Raw genomic sequence first — 21,459 nt, 5'->3', positions numbered from 1 at the left:
CCGCCAACGCGCGAGGCGGCGGAACGTGCCCGCAGGCGCGGCGAATTCGCGCCGTCTCAGTCGGCCCTGCCGGCGGCTTCCGCCGGCAGCCAGACCCGGAAGGTGGAGCCGACGCCTTCCTCGCTTTCGATCAGCAGCTGGCCGCGGTGGCGGTTCACGATGTGCTTGACGATGGCGAGGCCGAGGCCGGTGCCGCCGGCATTGCGGCCGCGGCCGCGATCGACCCGGTAGAAACGCTCGGTCAGGCGCGGCAGGTGCTGGCGCGGAATGCCCGGACCGTCATCCGCCACGGTCAGCACCAGGCCGGGCCGGGCGGGCCAGCGGGGCGGCACCGTCTCCTCGGCCGGGGCCACGGCAAGGCGGATGGTCCCGCCTTCCCGCCCATAGCGCACGGCGTTCTCCAGCAGGTTGCGCAGCACCTGGGCCAGCTGGCCGGCATCGGCGGGCCGGGCGACCAGGCCGGCCGGCGCCTCCAGCGCCACGCGCGCGCTGCGGGTGGCGAGGATCGGCGCCATAGCCTCCACCTCCGCCGCCGCAAGGGCGCCGAGGTCGACGCTGCCGGTGGGGGGCTGGTGTTCCGTGATCTCGATGCGGGACAGGCCGAGCAGGTCGTCGATCAGCCGGCGCATGCGATCCGCCTGTTCGGCCATGATGCCGAGGAAGCGGGCGCTGGCCTCCCGGTCATCCACGGCGGGGCCACGCAGCGTCTCGATGAAGCCGATCAGGCTGGCCAGCGGCGTGCGCAGCTCATGGCTGGCATTGGCGACAAAATCGGCGCGCATGCGCTCCACCGCCCGGTCCCGCGTGCGATCCGAGAGCACCAGCAGCAGCCTTCCGCCATCGCCGAGCGGCGGGTCCATCGGCACCGCATGCACGCGCAGATCACGCGGCACCGGCACGGGCAAAGCGATGTCGGCCATCTGCTTCTGCCCGCCGGACAGCGCGGCGGCGACCGCCTCGGCCAGGGCCGGGTGGCGCAGCAGGGCGGCGAGGTCGCCGGCGCTGCCAGGCGCGGCGCCGAACAGGGCGCGGGCTTCCGCATTGGCACGCAGCGGCGCGCCATCCGCGTCCAGCACCACCAGCGGGTCGGGCAGGCGCTCGATGATCGCCTCATCCGCCTGGCGGAGGCGGGAGACCTGCTCGGTGCGGGATTGCAGGGCGCGGGCGACGCGCCGGGCGGTATCGGCCACATCGGCGATCGAGGGCAGCAGCAGCGGCCCGGCCAGTTCCGGCACCATGCCGCCGCCCTCCGCAGCCTGGCGCAGCGCGGCGGCCAGACTGCCGACATTGCCGAGCCAGATGCGCGCCACGGTCAGGGCCGCGACGATGGTGGCGCCGAGTGCCAGCAGGCCGGGGGCCGGGTCCACCGCCTCGCCCAGCAGCAGCAGCAGCAGGGCGATGGCCGGCACGCCGCCGATCAGCGCCGCGCCGGCCAGCCAGCGTCCGGTCGGGGGGGCGGCGACGGGCACCGAGCGTCAGCCCGTGGCGCGCCGGGCGGAGGCCAGGCGCGGCTGGGCAGCCGGGTTCATGATCCCGCGCCGGTCGGCACCGGGGCCTGTTCCACCAGCAGCGGCTCGCTGCCCGGGCTGACGGCATAGACGGCAAGGCCCCGCTGGGTGCGGCCATCCGGCAGCAGCAGCACCGGGCCATCGGCGCCCGGGAAGCCGGCGCCGGCGGTCACGCCGGGCGATTCGCCGTTGCGCAGGGCACGGGTGGCGATGGCGGCGGCGTCATAGGCAGTGGCGGCGACGCGCGGCGGGGTCTCGCGGAAGGCGTCGCGGTAGCGGGCCTCGAAGCGGGCGCGGGCGCGGCCATCGGGGCCGGCGAACCAGGCATCGACCAAAGCGGGCTCGCGGCCCAGCGAGGGGTCGTTCAGCCAGAGCGCCGTGCCCATCAGCCGCGGCGAGGTGCCGCCGGCCTGGGCCTCCGTCATCCAGGTGGCGGCGAAGCGGCGCGCGCGCTCCCCGGACTCGCCGATCAGCACCGCATCGGCCCGGCCGCCGCTGACCCGGGCGCCGGAGGCGGCCATGGCGGGTTCGGCATTGGCCGGGTGCAGGGCGATGCTGGGCGGCGGCAGGCCGAGATCGGCGGTGGCGCCGCGCAGGGCATTGGCCAGGGCGCGGCCGAAATCGGTGTCCGGCGCACCTAGGGCGAAGGTCCGCGCGCCACGCGCCGCAGCGGCGGAGACGACGCGGCGCACCTGCTGTTCCGGCGTGATGCCCAGCACCCAGACGCCATTGCCGGCGCGCTGCGAATCATTGGTGAAGGCCAGCACCGGCACACCGGCGGCCTGGGCCGGGCCGGCGACGGCCGCGACCTCGGCGCTGGTCAGCGGGCCGACCAGGATGCGCGCGCCATCGGCGATGGCCGCGCGGGCGGCGGCGGCGGCGCCGCTTGGCGTGCCGCCGGTGTCCCGCGGCGCAAGCTCGATCCCGGACTGCGATTCATCGAACAGCGCCATGCTGCCGGCATTCAGCATGGCCTGGCCGAGCGGCGCCTGCGGCCCGCTGAGCGGCAGCAGCATGCCCATGCGCTGCGGCCCCACCGGCCCCGGCTGAAGTGCCTGGCCGCCGATCGGCGGGGCAACGCCGATGAAGGAGGGGCGGGGGGCTTGCGGCGCACAGGCGGCGAGGCCCAGAAGGGTGCCGAGCAGCGCCCCGAGCGTCCCCCCGCCAAAGCGGCGGCGCCCCCATTCTCGGGCGCCTTCCCGGGCGCCGGGCGCCGCTTGCGAGGGCGCTCGGCCAGCGCAGGCTTCAGACGGGTAGCAGGACGACGGACGTGGCAAACGGCGACCCTCCTGAGCGGGCGGCGCCTGGGGAGGCCCCGCTTGGGCTTTCCCTGGTGGCGACACCGATCGGCAATCTCGGCGACCTTTCACCCCGGGCTCTCGCGGTGCTCGGCGCGGCGGATGCCGTGCTCTGCGAGGACACCAGGGTAACAGGCCTCATGTTGCAGCGTTATGGCGTCTCCGCGACGCTGGTACCACTGCATGACCACAACGAAGCGGAAATGATCCCCCGCGTGCTGGCGATGATCGAAGGCGGGCAGAGGCTGGCCCTGGCCTCGGATGCCGGCACGCCGCTGGTTTCCGACCCTGGATACCGGCTGGTGCGCGCCGCGATCGAGGCCGGAGTGCCGGTGACCGCCATTCCGGGGCCCAACGCGGCGGTGGTCGCGCTGACGCTGTCCGGCCTGCCACCTCACCCTTTCGTGTTCCTGGGTTTCCTGCCGCCGAAGGACGGGCCGCGGGCTGCGGCCATCGCCCGGCACCGGGCGGCGGAGCGGGCGGGGCTCAGCGCCACCCTGGTGCTGCACGAGGCGCCGCACCGGCTGGCGGAGACGCTGGCGGCGCTGGCGGAAGGGCTGGGCGGCGAGCGGCCGGCCTGCGTGGCGCGGGAGCTGACCAAGCGCTTCGAGGAGGTGCGGCGCGGATCGCTGGCGGTGCTCGCCGCGCATTACGCGAACGAGGCCGCGCGGGGCGAGATCTGCATCTGCGTGGGGCCGGCGCCGGAGGAGACAACGGGCGCGGCGGACCTCGATGCGCAGCTGCGCGCGGCGATGGAGGGGCAGAGCCTGCGCGACGCCGCCGCCATGGTCGCCGCCGCCACCGGCCTGCCGCGCAAGCAGGTCTATGCGCGGGCGCTGGAACTGGCGGGGCGCGGATAGAGCAGGGCGGAGCTGGGCGCCATCGTATTGGCGAGCTGGCCGAAGGGTGTGACGACGCGGCGATCCCCGGACAGCACCAGGCCCAGCACGGGCACGCCGCAGGCCTGGGCGAAGACGGCCGGGATGTCCTGGTTGGTGATGACGAGGCTGCAGCGCGCCACCGCCGCCTTCAGCCGCCCCGGCGACCATTGGCGCCGGCGCCAGACGGGATTGGCGAGCTCCGGCAGCAGCAGGGGGCGGTCGGGCAGCAGGGCCTCGGCGAAGGCCTGGGTGCCGAGGTAGTCGTCTTCCGGCAGGCCGGGATGCTCGATGGGCAGGGGCAGGATCGGCAAGCCGGGCGGCAGGGTGCCAAGGCGGTCGTGCAGCGCGTCCAGAACGGCCGGCAGCAGCGCGGGCCAGGCGGCGCGGATCCGCGTTCCATCCTGCACCGCGATGCCGAGCAGCGGGCCGTCGGGCAGTTCATGGTCGAAGGCGGGGTCCGGGGGCAGCGCGGCCTCGGGGTAGGGCACCAGGCGCGGCTCCGGCGTGACGATCTGCCAGAGCAGGATGCGGTCCATGGTGAACCAGTCGCGCAGCTCCAGCCGCGTGGCCTGGTTCAGAAGTTCCGCGCCCGGGGGCGGGTCGCGCGGGGCGGCGCCGCGGGCGAGGGAGAAGGCACGGGTTTCCAGGATGGCGCCGGCGGCCAGGGCGGTGGCGGCGATGGCCAGGGCCTCGGCCAGCTTGGCCGGCTCCTCGAAGACACCGGCCAGCACGACGCGCTGGATGCCGAGCTGCGCCGGATCCGGCTGCGCGGGGACCGAGGCGAATCCCTCCGGCGCGGTGGGGGCCGGCGTGGCCAGAAGCAGCGGACCGCTTTCGGGGAACAGCGCCGGCAGCAGCGAAAGCAGCAGGCGGGAGCGCAGGCCGCGGCCCGGTCGCTCGGCGAGGACGAGCGTGCGCATCAGGCGGCGCGCCAGGAGGTCGGCAGCAGGCCGATGCAGCGCGAACCCGGCCGCAGCCGATGCTGCAGGGCGATGAAGGTGCGGCGCAGGCTGTTATCCTCCAGCGGATGCAGCCCGATGACGCGCACGCCGCTGCCGATGGCATGCACCGCATTGTGCTTGCGCTGGGTGATCAGGGTGTCGAGGCGGCCGATGATGCCCTTGAGGCGCCGCGGCGTCAGTTCCTGGTGCCAGAAGCTGCGGTCCAGCAGCTGGGGCGCGGCGATGCGCCCCTCAGGCAGGAAGTCGTGCAGGAACTGGGTGACGCCGGCGAGGTCGTCCTCCTCGCTGCTGTAGCGGTGCACGGTGCTGACGATGGGCACCACGGCATGGCCGGCGAATTCCGCGAGCAGGGCGCGGATGCGCGGCGCTTCCAGTTCCAGGCAGGCCTTCATCATCGGCGTCGGGATGATGGACAGGCCGAGCAGCGGCATGCCCTGCGGCAGCAGGCGGTCGGCCAGCGCCGGATCGGGCGCGATGTTGCATTCGGGAAAGTGGGTGATGGCGGGCAGGCGCGCGATGCCGGCCTCCGCGAAATACTCCACAGCCAAGTGATCGCGCACGGTGAAGGTGCCGAGGCGTTCGATGACGCCGCGCGCCGCCTCGTCCAGCCAGGCCTCCACCTCCTTCAGCCGTCCGACGCCGAGATTGTGGAAATGGACCTCGGCGCCCTGGCGCTCCGCCCTGGCCATCCAGGGCAGCCAGGTGCGGAGGGCGCTGGTGACGCCCACCATGCCGCCGCCGAAGACGATGCGAGAAGGGTTCAGCGCCAGCAGGGCCTCGCCCGTGGCGAAGCAGCCGGTGAGCGCGGGGACGCAGCGGCGGGTCCAGTCCGCATCGACGGAGAGGGCATGCGCATCCTCGCCCGGGAAGGCTTGCATGGCCTCGATCAGGCAGAGCTCGTCGCCCAGATTGCCGTAGCCATAGGCGCCGAGAAAGGCCGTGCGGGGGGCGGCGGGCGTCGGTGCGGCCGCGGGCTCGGGCCGCGCAAACCAGCTTCGCCAGGACATCAACGCACCAGCAGCGGCAGCAGGGAATCGAGGCGCAGCAGGCCGTCCGGCGTCGCGGCCAGGCGCGCGGGCCCGTGCCAGGCTAGCAGGCCTTGGGCCAGCAGGTCTTTTAGCGCCTCCGCCTCCACGCAATCCGCGAAGGGCAGGCCACTGCGTTCCTCGATCCGCCGCACATCCACCCCCTCGGTCAGCCGCAGGCCCATCAGCAAGGCTTCGCGCGCGCGATCACGCGGCGAGAGCGCTTCCTCCTCCACCACCGCATGGCCGTAGCGGTTGACCCGGCGCAGCCATTCCTCCGGTCCGCGATGGCGCCGGATGGCGAGCAGGCGGCCATCCGGCATGGTCAGCCGCTGATGCGCCCCGGCGCCGATGCCAAGGTAATCGCCATAGCGCCAATAGGCGAGGTTGTGGCGGCTTTCAGCACCAGGCTGGGCGTAGTTGGAGATCTCGTAGGGGAGCAGGCCGAAGCGGGCGGCTTCCTCAGCGGTGGCGGTATAGAGGCGGGCGGCCTCTTCGCCCTCGGGCAGGGTGAAGGCGCCGCGGCCGAAGAGGGTGGCGAACTGCGTGCCGGGCTCGATGGTGAGCTGGTAGAGCGAGAGATGGTCGGCGGCCAGCGCCAGGGCCTGGCGCAGCTCCGCCCGCCAAGCGGCTTCGGCCTGGCCCGGGCGGGCGTAGATCAGGTCGAAGGAGAGGCGGGGGAAGGTGGCGCGGGCCAGTTCCAGCGCGGCAATCGCCTCTCCCGCATCATGGCGGCGGCCGAGGAAGGCGAGAGCCGCGGGATCCAGCGCCTGCACGCCGAGGGAGGCGCGGTTGATGCCGGCGGCGCGGAAGGCCCGAAGTTTCGCCAATTCGACGCTGGTGGGGTTGGCCTCCAGCGTGATCTCGAGATCCGGCTCGGCTTCGAAGAGACTTCGGGCGTCCTCGATCAGCAGGGCGGCGGTGGAGGGGTCCATCAGGCTCGGCGTGCCGCCGCCGAAGAAGATGCTGGCCAGGCGTCGCTTTCCCGCGTGATTGGCCCGCGCCGCCTCATGCGCCAGTTCCCGGCGCAGGGCGGCGGCGAAGCCGGCCTGGTCGATCCGGTCCCGCACATGGCTGTTGAAGTCGCAGTAGGGGCACTTGGCGGCGCAGAAGGGCCAGTGGATGTAGAGGGCCAGCGGTTCCATCAGCGGGGGATATGGCGATGTCGGGCGGATCTGTCGAACGGGTGCGCGCGGCGCTGCGCGCGGCGGGCCATGTGGATACGGTCGCGGCCTTCCCGGACGGCACCCGCAGCGCGGCGGATGCCGCGGCGGCGGTGGGCTGCGACGTGGCGCAGATCGCCAAGTCCATCGTGTTTCGTGCGGGTGACCGTCCGGTGCTGGTGATCGCCTCCGGCGCCAATCGCGTGGATATGTCGAAGGTCGCTTCCGGCCTGTCGGAAGCCAGCGGCTCGGTGTTTCACGTGAAACGCGCCCAGGGCGACTGGGTGCGGGATGTGACGGGCTTTGCCATCGGCGGCGTGGCGCCGGTGGGTCATCTGACGCCGCCGCTGGTGCTGCTGGATGAGGATCTGTTCCAGTACGAGCAGGTCTGGGCCGCGGCGGGATCGCCCATGCATGTCTTCGCGACCTCGCCGGCGGAGCTGCTGCGACTGACGGGCGGCAGCCGTGCGCCGATCCGGGAGGAGGCGTGAGGCAGGCCTGGCCGGCTCAGGGAAGCAGGACGGTGCTGCCCGTGGTCTTGCGCCCCTCCAGTGCCCGATGCGCTTCCGCCGCATCCTTCAGGCCGAAGGTCTGGTTGACCCGGATCTTCACGGCGCCCTGGGCCACCACCTCGAACAGCGAAGCGGCCTGCGCCTCCAGATCCTCGCGCTTCGCCGTGTAGGTCGCGAGCGTCGGGCGGGTCAGGTAGAGCGAGCCCTTGGCAGCCAGGATGCCGATATCCGTGGTGACGGGGCCGGAGGCATTGCCGTAGGAGACCATCATCCCGTAGGGCGCCAGACAGTCCAGCGAGGGGGTGAAGCTGTCGCGGCCGACGCTGTCATAGACAACGGGCAGCATGGCGCCGCCGGTGATCTCCTTCACCTGGGCGGGCAGCGTTTCCAGGCCGATGACGATGTGGTCCGCGCCATGCGCGCGGGCCAGCGCCGCCTTCTCCTCGGTGCTGACGCAGCCGATGACGGTGCAGCCGAGATGCTTGGCCCATTGCGTCATGATCAGCCCGACGCCGCCCGCCGCGGCATGGATCAGGATGGTCTGGCCCGGCCGCACCTTGTAGGTGCGGGTCAGCAGGAAGCCGGCGGTCATGCCCTGCAGCATCATCGCCGCCGCCTGATCGAAGCCGATCGCATCCGGCACCTTCACCAGCCGATCGGCCTTGATGGTGCGGGCTTCGGCATAGGCCCCGATCGGGGCGGTGGCATAGGCCACGCGGTCACCGGTGGCGACGTGGGTCACGCCCTCGCCCACCGCCTCCACGACGCCGGCCGCTTCCATGCCGATGGTCGCAGGCAGGGCAGGGGCCTTGTAGAGGCCGGTGCGGAAATAGACGTCGATATAGTTCAGCCCGACGGCCTTGTGGCGGACCAGCGCCTCCCCGGGTTTCGGCGCCGGCACCGGCACCTCCTCCCACACCATCTTCTCGGGGCCGCCATATTCGTGGATGCGGATGGCATGGTTCATCGGGGGGTCGTCCCTGCAGCTGGGGGGAGGAGGAATTCGGCCTGGGGGTGGCCGGAGGGGTTCTGGGCACGCGCCTGGCGCTCGAGGTCGAGCAGGACGCGCTTGGTGGCGGGACCCTCGCCGCCGGAATAGCCGCCGAGCCGACCGCCGGAGGCCACCACGCGGTGGCACGGGATCAGGATCGGGATGGGATTCGCCCCATTCGCCTGGCCGATGGCGCGGGCGGAGGATTTGAGAAGCTGCGCGAGATCGCCGTAGGAGCGGGTCTCGCCCGGCGGAATCGCCCGCAGCGCCGCCCAGACACGTTGCTGGAAGACGGAGCCGAAGGGCGCCAGGGGCAGGTCGAACCCGGTGCGCAGGCCGTCGAAATAGTCCTGCAGCTGGGTCACCGCCTCCCGCAGCAGCGGCGTCGGCTCCTGGTCGCGGCCACGGCCCCAATCGAGGGCGACGATCGCACCATCTTCCGCGGAAATGGTGACCTCCCCGATCGGGGTGAGGCAGGTGATTTGGGGCATGCGCATCCGTCCAGGGGCCGCCATGCGCCACAATCGGCGGGCGCTCGTCAAGCCGGGGCAGTCTAGGGCCTTCCGGGGCGGATGTCGCGGCCACGGCCGCCGCCCTGGCGGCTGAGGCGGCCCGCCGCTACATGCCGGGCGTGAAGGCCCTTCGCCGGAGGCTCCCGTGACCGATGCACCCACCGCCGCTGCCGGCGCGCTGCCGGACCCGCCCGCCTATTTCCGGGCCCATGTCTTCGTCTGCTGCAATCGGCGCCCCGATGGTCACCGTCGCGGATCCTGCGCCGCGCGCGGCAGCGAGGCGCTGCGGGACTATATGAAGGTGCGGGCCAAGGAGTTGGGGCTGAAGGGCGTGCGGGTGAACCAGGCCGGCTGCCTGGACCGCTGCGAATTCGGCCCTGCCCTGGTCATCTACCCCGAGGGCGTCTGGTACAGCCCGAAGACGCGGGAGGATGTGGATGCCATCCTGCAGGCGCATCTGTTGGAGGGCGGGCGCGCCCGGCACCTGATGCTAACCGAGCATGACCTGCCGCCCCCGAAGGTCTGACGTGCCCGGCCGCGTTTCACGTGAAACACCGGCGGCCGCATGACCGGGATGACGGATACCATCCTGGCGCGCGCCTCGGGCGCCGGCCAGGCGGCGGTGACGGTGCTGCGGCTGTCCGGCCCGCAGGCCGGCGCCATGCTGCAGACCCTGGCCGGCCGCCTGCCGGAGCCGCGGCGGGCCAGCCTGCGGCGGCTGCGCGATGCTGCAGGCGAGGTGCTGGACCAGGCGCTGGTGCTGTGGTTTCCGGGCCCCGCCAGCTACACCGGCGAGGATGCCGCCGAGCTGCACCTGCATGGCGGCAGCGCCGTGGTGGCGGCGGTGGAGGCAGCGCTGCTGCGCCTGGGCGGCCGCCCCGCCGAGCCCGGCGAATTCACCCGCCGCGCCTTCCTGCATGGCCGCATGGACCTGACACAGGCGGAGGCGGTGGCGGATCTCATCGCCGCCGAAACCGAGCAGCAGCGGCGCCAGGCCCTGCGCCAGGCCGAAGGGGCGCTTGCCACGCTCTATGGCGGCTGGAGCGTGCGGCTGACCCGCATCCTGGCCCAGCAGGAAGCGGCCATCGAATTCGAGATGGACGACCTGCCCAGCGATCTGTCGGAGCTGGCCCGCCAGGGCGCCGCCGCGCTCCGGGGCGAGCTCGCCGCGCATCTGGACGATGGGGGGCGGGGCGAGCGGCTGCGGGAGGGGCTGTCCATCGCCATCCTGGGCGCGCCGAATGCCGGCAAATCCTCCCTGCTCAATGCACTCGCCGGACGGGATGCGGCCATCGTCGCCGCCCAGCCGGGCACGACGCGGGATATCGTGGAATGCCGGCTGGTGCTCGGCGGCGTGCCGGTAGTGCTCGCGGATACCGCGGGGCTGCGCCAGACGGAGGATGCCGTGGAGCAGGAGGGGGTGCGCCGTGCCACCCGCCGCGCGGGGGAGGCGGACCTGCTCCTCCTCGCCTTCGCCTGCGACGCGCCGCCGGATGCCGAGAGCCTCGCCCTGCTGGAGGCAGCCCCGGCCGCGCTGGTGCTGGCCACAAAATGCGACCTGGCACCGCCGCCGCCCCGGATCGCGGGCCGGGAGGTCCTGGCGACCAGCACGCGGACCGGGCAGGGGCTGGAGTCGCTGCGGGACGCGCTGGCTGCCCATGCGCAGCAGCATGCCAGCCTCGGCGACGCCCCGGCCCTGACCCGCGCCCGGCACCGCGCCGCCCTGACGGAGGCCGCCTCTCATCTGGCTGAGGCCGAGACCGCGCGCCTGCCCGAACTCGCCGCCGAGAATTTCCGGGCCGCGCTGAACGCCCTCGGCCGGCTGACGGGGCGCGTGGAGGTCGAACAGATCCTCGACGCCATCTTCCGAGACTTCTGCATCGGCAAGTGATCGGCCTATACCCCGCGCCATGGCGACGATCCCTGAATTCGACGTGGTGGTGGTGGGCGGCGGGCATGCGGGCTGCGAGGCCGCGGCCGCGGCCGCGCGCTGCGGCGCCCGCACCCTGCTGCTGACCCATCGCCTCGACACGATTGGCGAGATGTCCTGCAACCCGGCCATCGGCGGCATCGGCAAGGGCCATCTGGTGCGGGAGGTGGATGCCCTGGACGGGCTGATCGCCCGCGCCGCGGATGCAGCCGCCATCCACGCCAAGCTGCTGAACCGCAGCAAGGGCCCCGCCGTGCGCGGCCCCCGCATCCAGGCCGATCGCCGACTCTACCGCGCCGCCATGCAGAGGCTTCTGGCGGAGACGCCGGGCCTCACCCTGCTGGGCGAGGCGGCCGAGGATCTGGAAATCGACGCGGAAGGCCGCCTCCGCGCCGTGCTGACCGCCGGCGGCACCCGCATCCCCTGCGGCGCCGTCATCCTCACCACCGGGACTTTTCTGCGCGGCGAGATCCACCTGGGCGACACGCGCACCCCCGCCGGCCGCAGCGGGGAGGCGCCCTCCATCGGCCTGGCCCGCACGCTGGACCGCCTTGGCCTGCCGCTCGCCCGGCTGAAGACCGGCACGCCGCCGCGCCTCGATGGCCGGACCATCGATTGGGAAGCCCTGGAGCCCCAGCCGGGCGACGACCCGCCCGAGCCTATGTCCTGGCTGACCGACAGGATCACCAACCCTCAAGTCGAGTGCCGCATTACCTGGACCACACCCGAAACCCACGCGCTGATCCAGGCCAACCTGCACCGTTCCGCCGTTTATAGCGGCCAGATCCAGGGCGTCGGCCCGCGCTACTGCCCCTCGATCGAGGACAAGATCGTCCGCTTCGCCGACCGCCTGCGCCACCAGATCTTCCTGGAGCCCGAGGGGCTGGATGACGACACGGTCTATCCGAACGGCATTTCGACCAGCCTGCCGGAAGACGTGCAGGCCGCGCTGATCGCGACAATCCCGGGCCTGGCGAAGGCCCGCATCCTGCGGCCCGGCTATGCCATCGAATACGACCACGTCGACCCGCGCGCCTTGCACCGGACGCTGGAAGTGCGGGCCGTGCCGGGCCTGTTCCTGGCAGGCCAGATCAACGGCACCACGGGCTATGAGGAAGCCGCCGCCCAGGGGCTGATGGCCGGGCTCAACGCCGCCCAACGTGCCGCCGGCCGGGTGCCGGACCGAATCCTCGGCCGGGCCGAAGCCTATATCGGCGTGATGCTGGACGACCTGGTCAGCCAGGGCGTCAGCGAGCCCTATCGGATGCTGACCGCGCGTTCCGAGCACCGTCTCAGCCTTCGCGCCGATAATGCCGGGCTGCGGCTGACGGATCGCGGCCTCGCCTGGGGCTGCATCGGCCCGCTCCGCGCCGCCCGCCATGCCGCCTTTGCTGGCCAGGTCTCGACCGCGCTGGATCACGCCGCACAGGATCTCGCCACGCCCTACGAGATCGCCGCCGCCGGCATCCCGATTCGCCAGGATGGCCGCCGCCGCAGTGTGCTGGAGGTGCTGGCCCTGCCGGATGTCACCGCCGCCATGGCCGCCGCCGCCTTCCCCTGGCTCGCCGAATTGCCCCCCGCCGTCGCCGTGCAGATCGAGGCCGAGGCCTTCTACGCGCCTCACCTCCGCCGCCAGGAGTCCGAACGCCGCCTGCTGGCGCGGGAGGAGGCGCTCGCCGTGCCGCCGACGCTCGACTTCCGCGGCATCCCCGGCCTCTCCGCCGAGATGCAGCAGCGCCTGGCCCGCGCGCGCCCCGACAGCCTGGGGAGCGCCAGCCGTGTCCCTGGCGTCACCCCCGCCGCGGTCGCCGCCCTGGCCATCCACCTTCGACGCGGCGTGGTCGAGCCGGTATAGGGGTTTCACGTGAAACACCCGCCCGCCCTTTCCCCGCACAACATCCCCGACCCGACGCCGCTGGACGATGCGGCACGGGCGCGGCTGGAGGCCTATGTCGAGCTGCTGCTGCGCTGGAACAGCCGCATCAACCTGGTCGGCCGCGCTACCGTGGAGCAACTGCGGCAGCGCCACATCGCGGATTGCCTGCAACTCGCCCCGCTGCTGCCCCCCAGCGAAGGCCCGCTCGGTGACCTCGGCTCCGGCGCCGGCCTGCCCGGCCTGGTGCTGGCCATTGTCACCGGCCGGCCGACCCATCTGGTCGAATCGGACCGCCGAAAGGCCGCCTTCCTGACTGAGGCCACCGCCCAGCTCGGCCTCGCCGGCGTCACCATCCACCCGACCCGAATCGAGACCGCGCGCCTGCCGCCGCTGGCGGTCCTCACCGCCCGGGCCCTGGCACCGCTCGACGCCCTTCTTGCCCATGCCGCCCGCCTGCTGGCCCCTAACGGCGTCGCGCTCTTCCCCAAGGGCCGCACCGCAGAGGCCGAGCTCGCCGAGGCCCAGGCCCACTGGTCCTTCACCCTGCACCGCTTCCCCAGCCGCACCGACCCGGAGGCCACCATCTTCCGCCTCACCGATATCCGCCATGTCCAGCCGCAAGACTGACCGCGCGCCGCCGCGCGTGCTGGCCTTCGCCAACCAGAAGGGCGGCGTCGGCAAGACGACCACGGCGATCAACCTCGCCACGGCATTGGCCGCCAACCACAAGGTGCTGCTGCTGGACCTCGACCCGCAGGGCAATGCCTCCACCGGCCTCGGCATCGCGCGCGAGCACCGCGCCGCCGGCAGCTACGCCCTGCTGGTGGAAGGCCGGCCCCTGGCCGAGCTGCTGCGCCCGACGCAGGTGGCGAATCTCTCCATCCTGCCCGCCGACCCCGACCTCGCCGGCGCCGAGATCGAGCTGGTCGGCCTCGACGACCGCGAGCACCGCCTCGCCAAGGCCTTCCGGGATGCGCCGGAAGCCCTGGCCGAGTTCGACTACGTCTTCTTCGACTGCCCCCCCTCGCTCGGCCTCATCACCCTGAACGCCCTGGTCGCGGCCGATGGCGTGCTGGTGCCGCTGCAGACGGAGTTCTTCGCGCTCGAAGGCATCAGCCAGATCACCCGCACCATCGAACGCGTCCGCCGCGCCCTGAACCCGCGGCTGCGGCTGGATGGCATCGTCCTGACCATGATGGACCGCCGCAACAACCTGTCGGAGTTGGTCGCCAGCGACGTGCGCGGCTTCTTCAAGGACAAGGTCTTCGAGACCGCGATCCCCCGCAACGTCCGCGTCAGCGAGGCCCCCTCGCACGGCCTGCCGGTCCTGCTCTATGATTTCCGCTCACCCGGCGCCCAGGCCTATGTCAAACTCGCCGCCGAATTCCTCAAACGGGAGCGTGCGCGGATCCGCGCCACATGAGCAGCACAAACCGCAAACCCACCTCCCGCCTCGGCCGCGGCCTTTCGGCGCTGATCCCGGACGCCCCCGCCGGCAATGCCGCCGAGGCGCTGCGCTCCGTCCCCGTCGAATCGCTGGAGCCCGGCCCCTTCCAGCCGCGCGGCGGCATGGATCGCGCCAGCCTGGATGAGCTCGCGAGCTCCATCCGAGAGCACGGCATCCTCCAGCCTATCCTGGTGCGTCCGAAGCCCGGCAGCTCGGACAGCTACGAGATCATCGGCGGCGAGCGCCGCTGGCGGGCCGCCCAGGCCGCGCAGCTGCACGAGGTTCCCGTCGTCATCCGCGACCTTGGTGACCGCGAGGCCATGGCCGCCGGCCTGGTGGAGAACCTGCAACGCCAGGACCTGAACGCGGTCGAGGAGGCGGAGGGCTATAAGCGCCTGCTCGACGAATTCGGCGTCACCCAGGAACATCTCGGCCAGTCCGTCGGCAAAAGCCGCAGCCATGTGGCCAATACCCTGCGCCTGCTGAACCTGCCGGGCCCCGTGCGCGACCTGGTCCGCAACGGCGTGCTGACCGCCGGCCATGCCCGCGCCCTGATCGGCACGCCGGACCCGGCACGCCTCGCCGCCCAGGTGGTTTCGCGCGGCCTGAACGTCCGCCAGACCGAGGCGCTGGCCACCGCCAAGCCGAAGCCCGAGGGCACACCGCCGCGGCCGCAGGACCCCGAGACACGCGCCCTGGAGCGCGACCTGACCGAGCGCCTCGGCCTACAGGTGCAGGTGCGCCACGCCGGCAAGGGTGGCGAGGTGGTTGTCCGCTACCGCGACCTGGACCAACTCGATGGCCTGATCCGGCTGCTCAACGGCGGCGGCTGACCCGCCGCCGGGCGCGGGCCTTCAGACCGCGCCAGCCACCGCCGCCACCACCCGCGCCACCTCGGCCTCGGTCAGATAGGGGTGCATGGGCAGCGACAGGATCCGCTCGCACAGCATCTCCGCCACCGGAAGCTCCGGCGCACCGGCCGCGATGCCGCCGGCATGGGCCGCGGCATAGGCCGGCTGCCGGTGCAGCGACTTCGGATAGTAGATCGAGGTCGGCACGCCCGCTGCCTTGCAGGCCTCCTGCACCCGGCTCCGCTGCGCCGCATCGGCCAGCAGGATGGAATAGAGGCCCCAGGCATGGCCCGGCACCAGCTCCGGCACCTGGACCTTGCCCGCCAGCCCCGCATGATAGGCCGTCGCCACCTTGGTGCGCGCCGCCAGCTCGCCCTCCAGCAGCGGCAGCTTGGCCAGCAGGATCGCCGCCTGCATGGTGTCCAGCCGCCCATTCATGCCGGTGCGCTCCACCTCGTAGCGGGTCTTGCCCTCGCCATGGGTGCGCAGGCTGCGCCACAGCTCGGCGCGGTCCGCGTCATCCGTCAGCAGCGCGCCGCCATCGCCGTAGCAGCCCAGCGTCTTGGTCGGATAGAAGCTGAGCGCCGTCGCATGGCCCCAGCGCCCCAGCCGCTTGTTGCCGAGCGAGCCCCCAAAAGCCTGCGCCGCGTCATCGAGGGCGAACATCCCCTTCTCGGCGCAGATCGCCTCGATCGCCGGCCAGTCCGCCGGCAGGCCGAAGAGGTCCACGCCCACCACCGCCGCCGGCCGCAGCCGTCCCTCGGCCTCGACCAGCGCGATACGACGCTTCAGATCGGCAATGTCGATATTGAAGTTTCGCGGGTCCACATCGACAAAGATCGGCGTGGCCCCCAGCACCAGCGGCACCTCGGCGGTCGCCGTATAGGTGAAGGCCGGCAGGAACACGGCATCGCCGCGCCCGATGCCCTCGCCCATCATGGCGATCTGCAGCGCATCGGTGCCGGAGGACACGCCCACGCCATGGGCGCAGCCGGCAAAGGCAGCGAGCTTCTGCTCCAGCTCGCCCACCTCGGGCCCGTTGATGAAGCGGCCGCCATCGAGCACGGAGGCCAGGCGCTGGTCCAGCTCGGCGCGGATCAGCGCCTGCTGCGCCTTCATGTCGAAGAGGGCGATGGGAGGGAGGCTGGTCATGGGTATCCGTCGGCAGGTTTCGCGGTCTTCTAGACCCCCCGCGCCGCGCCGGCCAAATCACCCGGCATTTCGCCGCTTTGCGCGGCACGGCGCCGGCGCGTTAGCGGCTTTGCAACCCAAAGGCGACTAGCTAGCGGTCAACCAGACCGGATCCTGCCCCGATGCGCATTCGCAATGTCTTCCTGCTGGCCTTCGGGCTGCTCGCCCTGCCCGGCCTCGCCCTGTCGATCTGGATTGCCGTGGGGGCCTGGCAGGAAGCCCGGCGAGCGGATCGCGCCATCCTCGCCACCCGCACCATCAGCGACGTGCTGCGCGCCCAGTCCACCTACGCCGTCCAGATCGGCCGGTTGAACAACGCCGCCCTTGCCCAGCAGTCCGATCTCGCGGAGCTGCGGCTGGGCCATGCCGACATCGCCGGCTTGCTCGCCGCCGCCACGGCCAGCGCCCAGGCGGCCGGCTTCGATCCCGCCGCCCTCACCACCACCCAGGCGCGGCTCGATGACCTGCTGCGCCGCGTCACCGCCGCCGCGGCGCAGCCGCCCGCGGCGCGCGACCCCGCCATCGCCCGGGACCTGACCCAGGCCCGGGCCGAACTCGGGCAGGGCATGACCAACCTGGCCCTGGCGGTCGGCCAGCGCCTGGCACTGACGGCGCCGGAACTTGCGGTGCGGCTGGAGATCGCGATCCAGGTCGCCGCCCTGCGCGAACTCGCCGGCCGGCGCGCCCTGTTCATCAGCAGCTGGGTCGGTGGCCAGAGCGTGCGGCCGGAGCAGATCCCCCAGGCCCATGAATGGAGCGGCGCGATCCGCGAGACCTTCGCCAATATCGAGCGCCTGACCCAGGCGATCGGCACCCCGCGCCTGATGCAGGCGCTGGCCGCGCAGCGGCGGAACTTCCTGGAGACCGCGGATCCGACCTGGCGTCGCATGGTGCAGGAAGCCGTGGCCAACCTCGCCTCCGGCGGGAGCACCTGGTCGATGACCCTGCCGCAGGTCCGCGCCTTCTCCCCGACGGAACTGACCCGGATCGTGGAAATGCGTGACGCGGCGCTGGAGGAAGCGCTTCAGGTGGGCATGGACAACAGCAGCGAAAGCTGGCGCAGCCTGGAACTGGCCCTGGCCGCCATGGCGGCGATCCTCGTCCTGGTCAGCGCCAGCCTGGTCATGCTCATGCGCCGTACCGTGGCGCCGATCGGCGCATTGACCCGCGTGGTCGGCCGGATCGGCGGCGGCGAGCTGACGCTGGATGTCCCCGGCCAGGCCCGCACCGATGAGCTCGGCGAAATGGCCGTCGCCATCGAGCGCCTGCGCCAGGCCTCCCTCGAACGCCTCCAACTCGAAGCCGCCCAGGCCGCCGAGCAGCAGGCCCGCCTCGCCCGCGCCGCCCAGGTCGAGACCCTCCTCCACGGCTTCGAGGAGGAAACCGCCGACGTCCTCCGCTCCGTCGCCTCCGCCGCCACCCAGCTCGACGCCACCGCCGGCTCCATGGCCGCCACCGCCGAAAGCGGCGCCGCCCGTGCCAATGCCGTGGCCCAGGCCTCGGCGCTCGCCAGCACCAATGTCGGCTCCGTCGCCGCCGCCACCGAGCAGCTCTCCGCCTCCATCGCCGAGGTCGTCCGCCAGATCGAGGCCTCCGCCACCGCCGCCCGCGAGGCCACCGCCGCGGCCGAGGCCACCGACGCCACCGTCCGCGGCCTGTCGGATGCCGCATCCCGCATCGGCGACGTGGTCCGCCTGATCGGCGACATCGCCGGCCAGACCAACCTCCTGGCGCTGAATGCCACCATCGAGGCCGCCCGCGCCGGCGAGGCCGGCAAGGGTTTTGCGGTCGTGGCCAGCGAGGTGAAGCAGCTCGCCGCCCAGACCGCCAAGGCCACCGAGGAAATCGGCTCCCAGATCGGCGCCATGCAGACCGAGACCAGCCGCACCGTCGAGGTGGTGCGCGCCATCGCCCGCACCATCGAGACCCTGAACACCACCACCGCCCAGGTCGCCGAGACCGCCTCCCAGCAGGCCCAGGCCACCGCCGAGATCGGCCAGGCCGTCGCCGAGGCCGCCAGCGGCACCCAGCAGGCTGCCCACCACGCCACCGGCGTCAGCGAGGACGCCGCCCGCACCGGTTCCGCCGCCAGCGATGTCCGCAGCGCCTCCGCCGAACTCGCCCAGCAGGCCGAAGGCCTGCGCGGCAAGGTCGATACCTTCCTCGGCGCCATTCGCGCCGCCTGAGGCAAAGGGTGCCGGCTGCGGGCGCTTCTTCCGGAGTGGAAGGTTTTGCCACGCCAGCGCGGCAGGGTGGGGGATTAGCGAAGATGTAAGTGATCCGGTGGCAAAAGCCACCCAACACAAAAAGGCTTCACCCCCATGCGCCTCCGCTCGATCCTGCTCCTGGGCCTTGCCGCCATCGCCCTACCGGGCTTCCTGATCTCGCTCTGGCTTTCCGCCAGTGCCTGGCAGGACGCCCGCGCCGCGGACCGCAGCATCCTGGCCACCCGCACCATCAGCGACGTGCTGCGCGCCCAGGCCGGCTATGCGGTGCAATCCGGCCGGTTGAGCGCCGCCCTGGTCGTGGCCCAGCCCAACCTGGCGGAACTGCGGGCGGGGCATGAGGAGGCGATGCGCGCGGTGGCGGCGGCGGAGGCCAGCGCCACCGCCGCGGGCTTCGAACTGACCGCGCTGCAGCGGACCCGCAGCGTGGCGACGGAGCTGCTGCGCCGCGTCACCGAAGCCGCGGCGCAGCCGCCGCAGGGCCGCGACCCGGCGATCCTGCGGGACCTGACCGCCGCGCGCAGCGATCTGGGCAACCGGCTTTCGGCCCTGGCGCTGGAGGTCGGCCGCCGCCTGGCGGTCACCGCGCCCGACCTCGCCATCCGCGCCGAAATCGCCATCCATGCCGCGAATCTGCGCGACCTGGCCGGCCGGCGCGCGCTGTTCATCACCGGCTGGCTGGGCGGCCAGCCGGTGCAGCCGGAGGCCGTGGCCAGCGCCCGGGTCCTGACCGGCCGCATGCTGGAAAGCTTCAGCCATATCGAGCGCCTGGTGGATGCGTTGGCCACGCCCCGCCTGACCCAGGCGCTGGAAGCCCAGCGGCAGGGCTATGTGGCGCGGTCCGAGCCGGGCTGGAGCCGGCTGATCGACGAAGCCTCCACCCGCGTCGTAGCGCCGCAGGCCGCCTGGTCGACCGATCTCGCCAGCTTCCGCCCCTTCTCCGTCGCCGCCCTGGCTGCCCTGCTGCCGATGCGCGATGCGGCGCTGGACGAGGCGCTGGCGGCCGGCGAGGCAACCAGCGACGAGCATTGGCAGATGCTGCAGGTCACCGCCATCGGCATGCTGGCGACGCTCGCCCTGGTCATCGGCGTGGTGGTCGCCATCCTCCGCCGGGTGGTGGCGCCGCTGGCCACGCTGACCCGCGTGGTCGGCCGGATCGGCGGCGGCGAGCTGACGCTGGATGTCCCCGGCCAGGCCCGCACCGATGAGCTCGGCGAAATGGCCGTCGCCATCGAGCGCCTGCGCCAGGCCTCCCTCGAACGCCTCCAGCTCGAAGCCACCCAGGCCGCCGAGCAGCAGGCCCGCCTCGCCCGCGCCGCCCAGGTCGAGACCCTCCTCCACGGCTTCGAGGAGGAAACCGCCGACGTCCTCCGCTCCGTCGCCTCCGCCGCCACCCAGCTCGACGCCACCGCCGGCTCCATGGCCGCCACCGCCGAAAGCGGCGCCGCCCGCGCCAATGCCGTGGCCCAGGCCTCGGCGCTGGCCAGCACCAATGTCGGCTCCGTCGCCGCCGCCACCGAACAGCTCTCCGCCTCCATCGCCGAGGTCGTCCGCCAGATCGAGGCCTCCGCCACCGCCGCCCGCGAGGCCACCGCCGCGGCCGAGGCCACCGACGCCACCGTCCGCGGCCTGTCGGATGCCGCATCCCGCATCGGCGACGTGGTGCGCCTGATCGGCGATATCGCCGGCCAGACCAATCTCCTGGCGCTGAATGCCACCATCGAGGCCGCCCGCGCCGGCGAGGCCGGCAAGGGTTTTGCGGTCGTGGCCAGCGAGGTGAAGCAGCTCGCCGCACAGACCGCCAAGGCCACCGAGGAAATCGGCTCCCAGATCGGCGCCATGCAGACCGAGACCAGCCGCACCGTCGAGGTCGTCCGCGCCATCGCGCGGACCATCGAGACGCTGAACACCACCACCGCCCAGGTCGCCGAAACCGCCTCCCAGCAGGCCCAGGCCACCGCCGAGATCGGCCAGGCCGTGGCCGAGGCCGCCAGCGGCACCCAACAGGCAGCGCATCACGCCACCGGCGTCAGTGAGGACGCCGCCCGCACCGGTTCCGCCGCCAGCGATGTCCGCAGCGCCTCCGCCGAACTCGCCCAGCAGGCCGAGGGCCTGCGCGGCAAGGTCGATACCTTCCTCAGCGCCATCCGCGCCGCGTAGGAAACCGACCGCCGGCGCCGGGCTCAGCCGGGGCCGGCGGTCCGCTCGTAGTGCCGGAAGTACTTGTCGGTGACCATGTCGGTCTTCACCACGATGCAGACATCGGTGGTGTTGAATTGCTGGTCGATCACCGCGCCATCGCCGACGAAGCCGCCGAGACGCAGATAGCCCTTCACCAGCGGCGGCAGCGCATTCAGCGCCGCGCGCATGTTCAGGGATTCGGCCGGCAGCCGGTCCATGGGGACATAGCGCGCCGGCACCGCGCGCGGCCGCAGCGCCGGCGGGGCCAGGTGGTTGGCATGCAGGTAGCTGAGCTGCGGTGCCAGCGCCTCCAGATCCGTGCCGGGCAGGGAGGCGCAGCCGAACATCAGGTCGATGCGGTGGCGGAAGACGAAGGCGGCAATGCCGCGCCACAGCAATTGCAGCGTGCCGCGCGTGCGATAGGCGCCGGCGACGCAGGATCGGCCCAGCTCCATGATCTCGCCATCGAAGGCCAGCAGCGGGGTCAGGTCGTATTCCGCCGCGGAATAGAAGCGGCCCAGTCGATCGGCGCCCTGCCGGCGGATCAGCCGATAGGTGCCGACCACCGCCTCCGGCCCATTGCCCAGGTCGTGGTCCAGCACCAGAAGGTGGTCCGCCACCGCATCATACTCGTCCCGGTCGCGGCCGCTGTCGCGGGTGGCGGCATCGGCATGCGCGCCCATTTCCTCGTAGAAGACGCGGTAGCGCAGGGCCTGGGCGGCATCGATCTCGGCCGCGCTTTCGGCGACGCGCAGGCCGAGATTGCCGGCGCGAAGCTCCTCGAACCCCCCTTCCAGCGCGGCGGCCTGCCGCAGGTCGCCGGGCATCGGTCCATCGGCCGGCCCAAGGTCCGGCATGGGGCCGTCCACACTCATGGCAATTCCTTCAGGCAGATGGTCGCGGCCT

General features: G+C 72.7%; 19 protein-coding genes. 10 read left to right on the top strand and 9 right to left on the bottom strand.

The genetic code is table 11. From position 1 onward, the window contains the following. Nucleotides 1–56 precede the first annotated feature (56 nt). Together J3S20_RS03660 and J3S20_RS03655 are read right to left on the bottom strand one after the other, a co-directional pair. Nucleotides 57–1,469: an ATP-binding protein gene (locus tag J3S20_RS03660; RefSeq protein ID WP_216834691.1), complete on the bottom strand. Its 1,413-nt coding sequence runs from the start codon at nt 1,467–1,469 to the stop codon at nt 57–59. Nucleotides 1,470–1,525: 56 nt separating this feature from the next. Further along, nucleotides 1,526–2,530 (bottom strand): penicillin-binding protein activator, encoded by a 1,005-nt coding sequence (locus tag J3S20_RS03655; RefSeq protein WP_281419439.1) that lies wholly within the window; start codon nt 2,528–2,530, stop codon nt 1,526–1,528. Nucleotides 2,531–2,778: 248 nt separating this feature from the next. Between J3S20_RS03655 and rsmI the strand changes: the two genes are divergently transcribed. Further along, nucleotides 2,779–3,666: a 16S rRNA (cytidine(1402)-2'-O)-methyltransferase gene (gene rsmI / locus J3S20_RS03650; RefSeq protein WP_216834687.1), complete on the top strand. Its 888-nt coding sequence runs from the start codon at nt 2,779–2,781 to the stop codon at nt 3,664–3,666. Here the strand turns inward: rsmI and J3S20_RS03645 are convergent. From J3S20_RS03645 to hemW, 3 genes are read right to left on the bottom strand one after another with little or no spacing between them, the layout of a single operon-like run. Further along, nucleotides 3,630–4,607 carry a hypothetical protein gene (locus J3S20_RS03645; RefSeq protein ID WP_216834686.1) on the bottom strand — a complete coding sequence of 326 codons (978 nt, stop codon included), beginning with the start codon at nt 4,605–4,607 and terminating at the stop codon, nt 3,630–3,632. The two genes, rsmI and J3S20_RS03645, sit on opposite strands and share 37 nt — an antisense overlap. Beyond that, nucleotides 4,607–5,656: a polysaccharide pyruvyl transferase family protein gene (locus J3S20_RS03640; RefSeq protein ID WP_216834684.1), complete on the bottom strand. Its 1,050-nt coding sequence runs from the start codon at nt 5,654–5,656 to the stop codon at nt 4,607–4,609. The genes J3S20_RS03645 and J3S20_RS03640 overlap by 1 nt, the downstream gene beginning before the upstream one ends. Then, nucleotides 5,656–6,822 carry a radical SAM family heme chaperone HemW gene (hemW, locus tag J3S20_RS03635; protein ID WP_216835426.1) on the bottom strand — a complete coding sequence of 389 codons (1,167 nt, stop codon included), beginning with the start codon at nt 6,820–6,822 and terminating at the stop codon, nt 5,656–5,658. Before hemW ends, J3S20_RS03640 begins: the two co-directional genes overlap by 1 nt. 14 nt (nt 6,823–6,836) lie before the next feature. On the opposite strand from hemW, the gene J3S20_RS03630 reads away from it, so the two are divergent. Further along, nucleotides 6,837–7,328 carry a YbaK/EbsC family protein gene (locus J3S20_RS03630; protein ID WP_216834682.1) on the top strand — a complete coding sequence of 164 codons (492 nt, stop codon included), beginning with the start codon at nt 6,837–6,839 and terminating at the stop codon, nt 7,326–7,328. 16 nt (nt 7,329–7,344) lie between these two features. Here the strand turns inward: J3S20_RS03630 and J3S20_RS03625 are convergent, their stop codons facing one another. Further along, complete coding sequence (locus J3S20_RS03625; protein WP_216834680.1) at nt 7,345–8,316, bottom strand: quinone oxidoreductase family protein; 972 nt, start codon at nt 8,314–8,316, stop codon at nt 7,345–7,347. Further along, on the bottom strand, nt 8,313–8,831 hold the full coding sequence (locus J3S20_RS03620; RefSeq protein WP_216834678.1) for a methylated-DNA--[protein]-cysteine S-methyltransferase: 519 nt from the start codon (nt 8,829–8,831) through the stop codon (nt 8,313–8,315). Before J3S20_RS03620 ends, J3S20_RS03625 begins: the two co-directional genes overlap by 4 nt. Nucleotides 8,832–8,997: 166 nt before the next feature. On the opposite strand from J3S20_RS03620, the gene J3S20_RS03615 reads away from it, so the two are divergent. From J3S20_RS03615 to J3S20_RS03590, 6 genes are read left to right on the top strand one after another with little or no spacing between them, the layout of a single operon-like run. After that, entirely contained in the window at nt 8,998–9,378 is a 381-nt protein-coding gene (locus J3S20_RS03615; RefSeq protein ID WP_343215144.1) for a (2Fe-2S) ferredoxin domain-containing protein, read from the top strand. A 48-nt stretch (nt 9,379–9,426) separates the two neighbouring features. Then, a complete protein-coding gene (gene mnmE / locus J3S20_RS03610; RefSeq protein WP_216834677.1) occupies nt 9,427–10,743 on the top strand; it encodes a tRNA uridine-5-carboxymethylaminomethyl(34) synthesis GTPase MnmE in 1,317 nt (438 codons plus the stop codon). A gap of 19 nt (nt 10,744–10,762) precedes the next feature. Next, complete coding sequence (mnmG, locus tag J3S20_RS03605) at nt 10,763–12,637, top strand: tRNA uridine-5-carboxymethylaminomethyl(34) synthesis enzyme MnmG (protein ID WP_216834675.1); 1,875 nt, start codon at nt 10,763–10,765, stop codon at nt 12,635–12,637. A 9-nt stretch (nt 12,638–12,646) separates the two neighbouring features. Continuing rightward, entirely contained in the window at nt 12,647–13,285 is a 639-nt protein-coding gene (gene rsmG / locus J3S20_RS03600) for a 16S rRNA (guanine(527)-N(7))-methyltransferase RsmG (protein WP_343215143.1), read from the top strand. After that, nucleotides 13,266–14,081, top strand: coding sequence for a ParA family protein (locus tag J3S20_RS03595; RefSeq protein ID WP_216834673.1), 816 nt, complete (start codon nt 13,266–13,268; stop codon nt 14,079–14,081). The genes rsmG and J3S20_RS03595 overlap by 20 nt, the downstream gene beginning before the upstream one ends. Continuing rightward, nucleotides 14,078–14,938, top strand: a complete 861-nt coding sequence (locus tag J3S20_RS03590; protein WP_216834671.1) for a ParB/RepB/Spo0J family partition protein — start codon at nt 14,078–14,080, stop codon at nt 14,936–14,938. Before J3S20_RS03595 ends, J3S20_RS03590 begins: the two co-directional genes overlap by 4 nt. Nucleotides 14,939–14,959: 21 nt before the next feature. Here the strand turns inward: J3S20_RS03590 and J3S20_RS03585 are convergent, their stop codons facing one another. Next, nucleotides 14,960–16,108: a DegT/DnrJ/EryC1/StrS family aminotransferase gene (locus J3S20_RS03585; RefSeq protein ID WP_216834668.1), complete on the bottom strand. Its 1,149-nt coding sequence runs from the start codon at nt 16,106–16,108 to the stop codon at nt 14,960–14,962. 161 nt (nt 16,109–16,269) lie between these two features. Between J3S20_RS03585 and J3S20_RS03580 the strand changes: the two genes are divergently transcribed. Together J3S20_RS03580 and J3S20_RS03575 are read left to right on the top strand one after the other, a co-directional pair. After that, on the top strand, nt 16,270–18,333 hold the full coding sequence (locus J3S20_RS03580; RefSeq protein WP_216834666.1) for a methyl-accepting chemotaxis protein: 2,064 nt from the start codon (nt 16,270–16,272) through the stop codon (nt 18,331–18,333). A 135-nt stretch (nt 18,334–18,468) separates the two neighbouring features. Then, a complete protein-coding gene (locus J3S20_RS03575) occupies nt 18,469–20,532 on the top strand; it encodes a methyl-accepting chemotaxis protein (protein WP_216834664.1) in 2,064 nt (687 codons plus the stop codon). A gap of 23 nt (nt 20,533–20,555) precedes the next feature. Here the strand turns inward: J3S20_RS03575 and J3S20_RS03570 are convergent, their stop codons facing one another. Continuing rightward, nucleotides 20,556–21,380 (bottom strand): GNAT family N-acetyltransferase, encoded by an 825-nt coding sequence (locus J3S20_RS03570; RefSeq protein WP_216835422.1) that lies wholly within the window; start codon nt 21,378–21,380, stop codon nt 20,556–20,558. Nucleotides 21,381–21,459 lie beyond the last annotated feature (79 nt).

The sequence above is a fragment of the Falsiroseomonas tokyonensis genome (assembly GCF_019024325.1).
In the GTDB taxonomy this organism is placed as follows: Bacteria; Pseudomonadota; Alphaproteobacteria; order Acetobacterales; family Acetobacteraceae; genus Falsiroseomonas; species Falsiroseomonas tokyonensis.
Note: the sequence above shows the minus strand (reverse complement) of the source record. Positions and strands in the feature narration are given on the sequence as shown.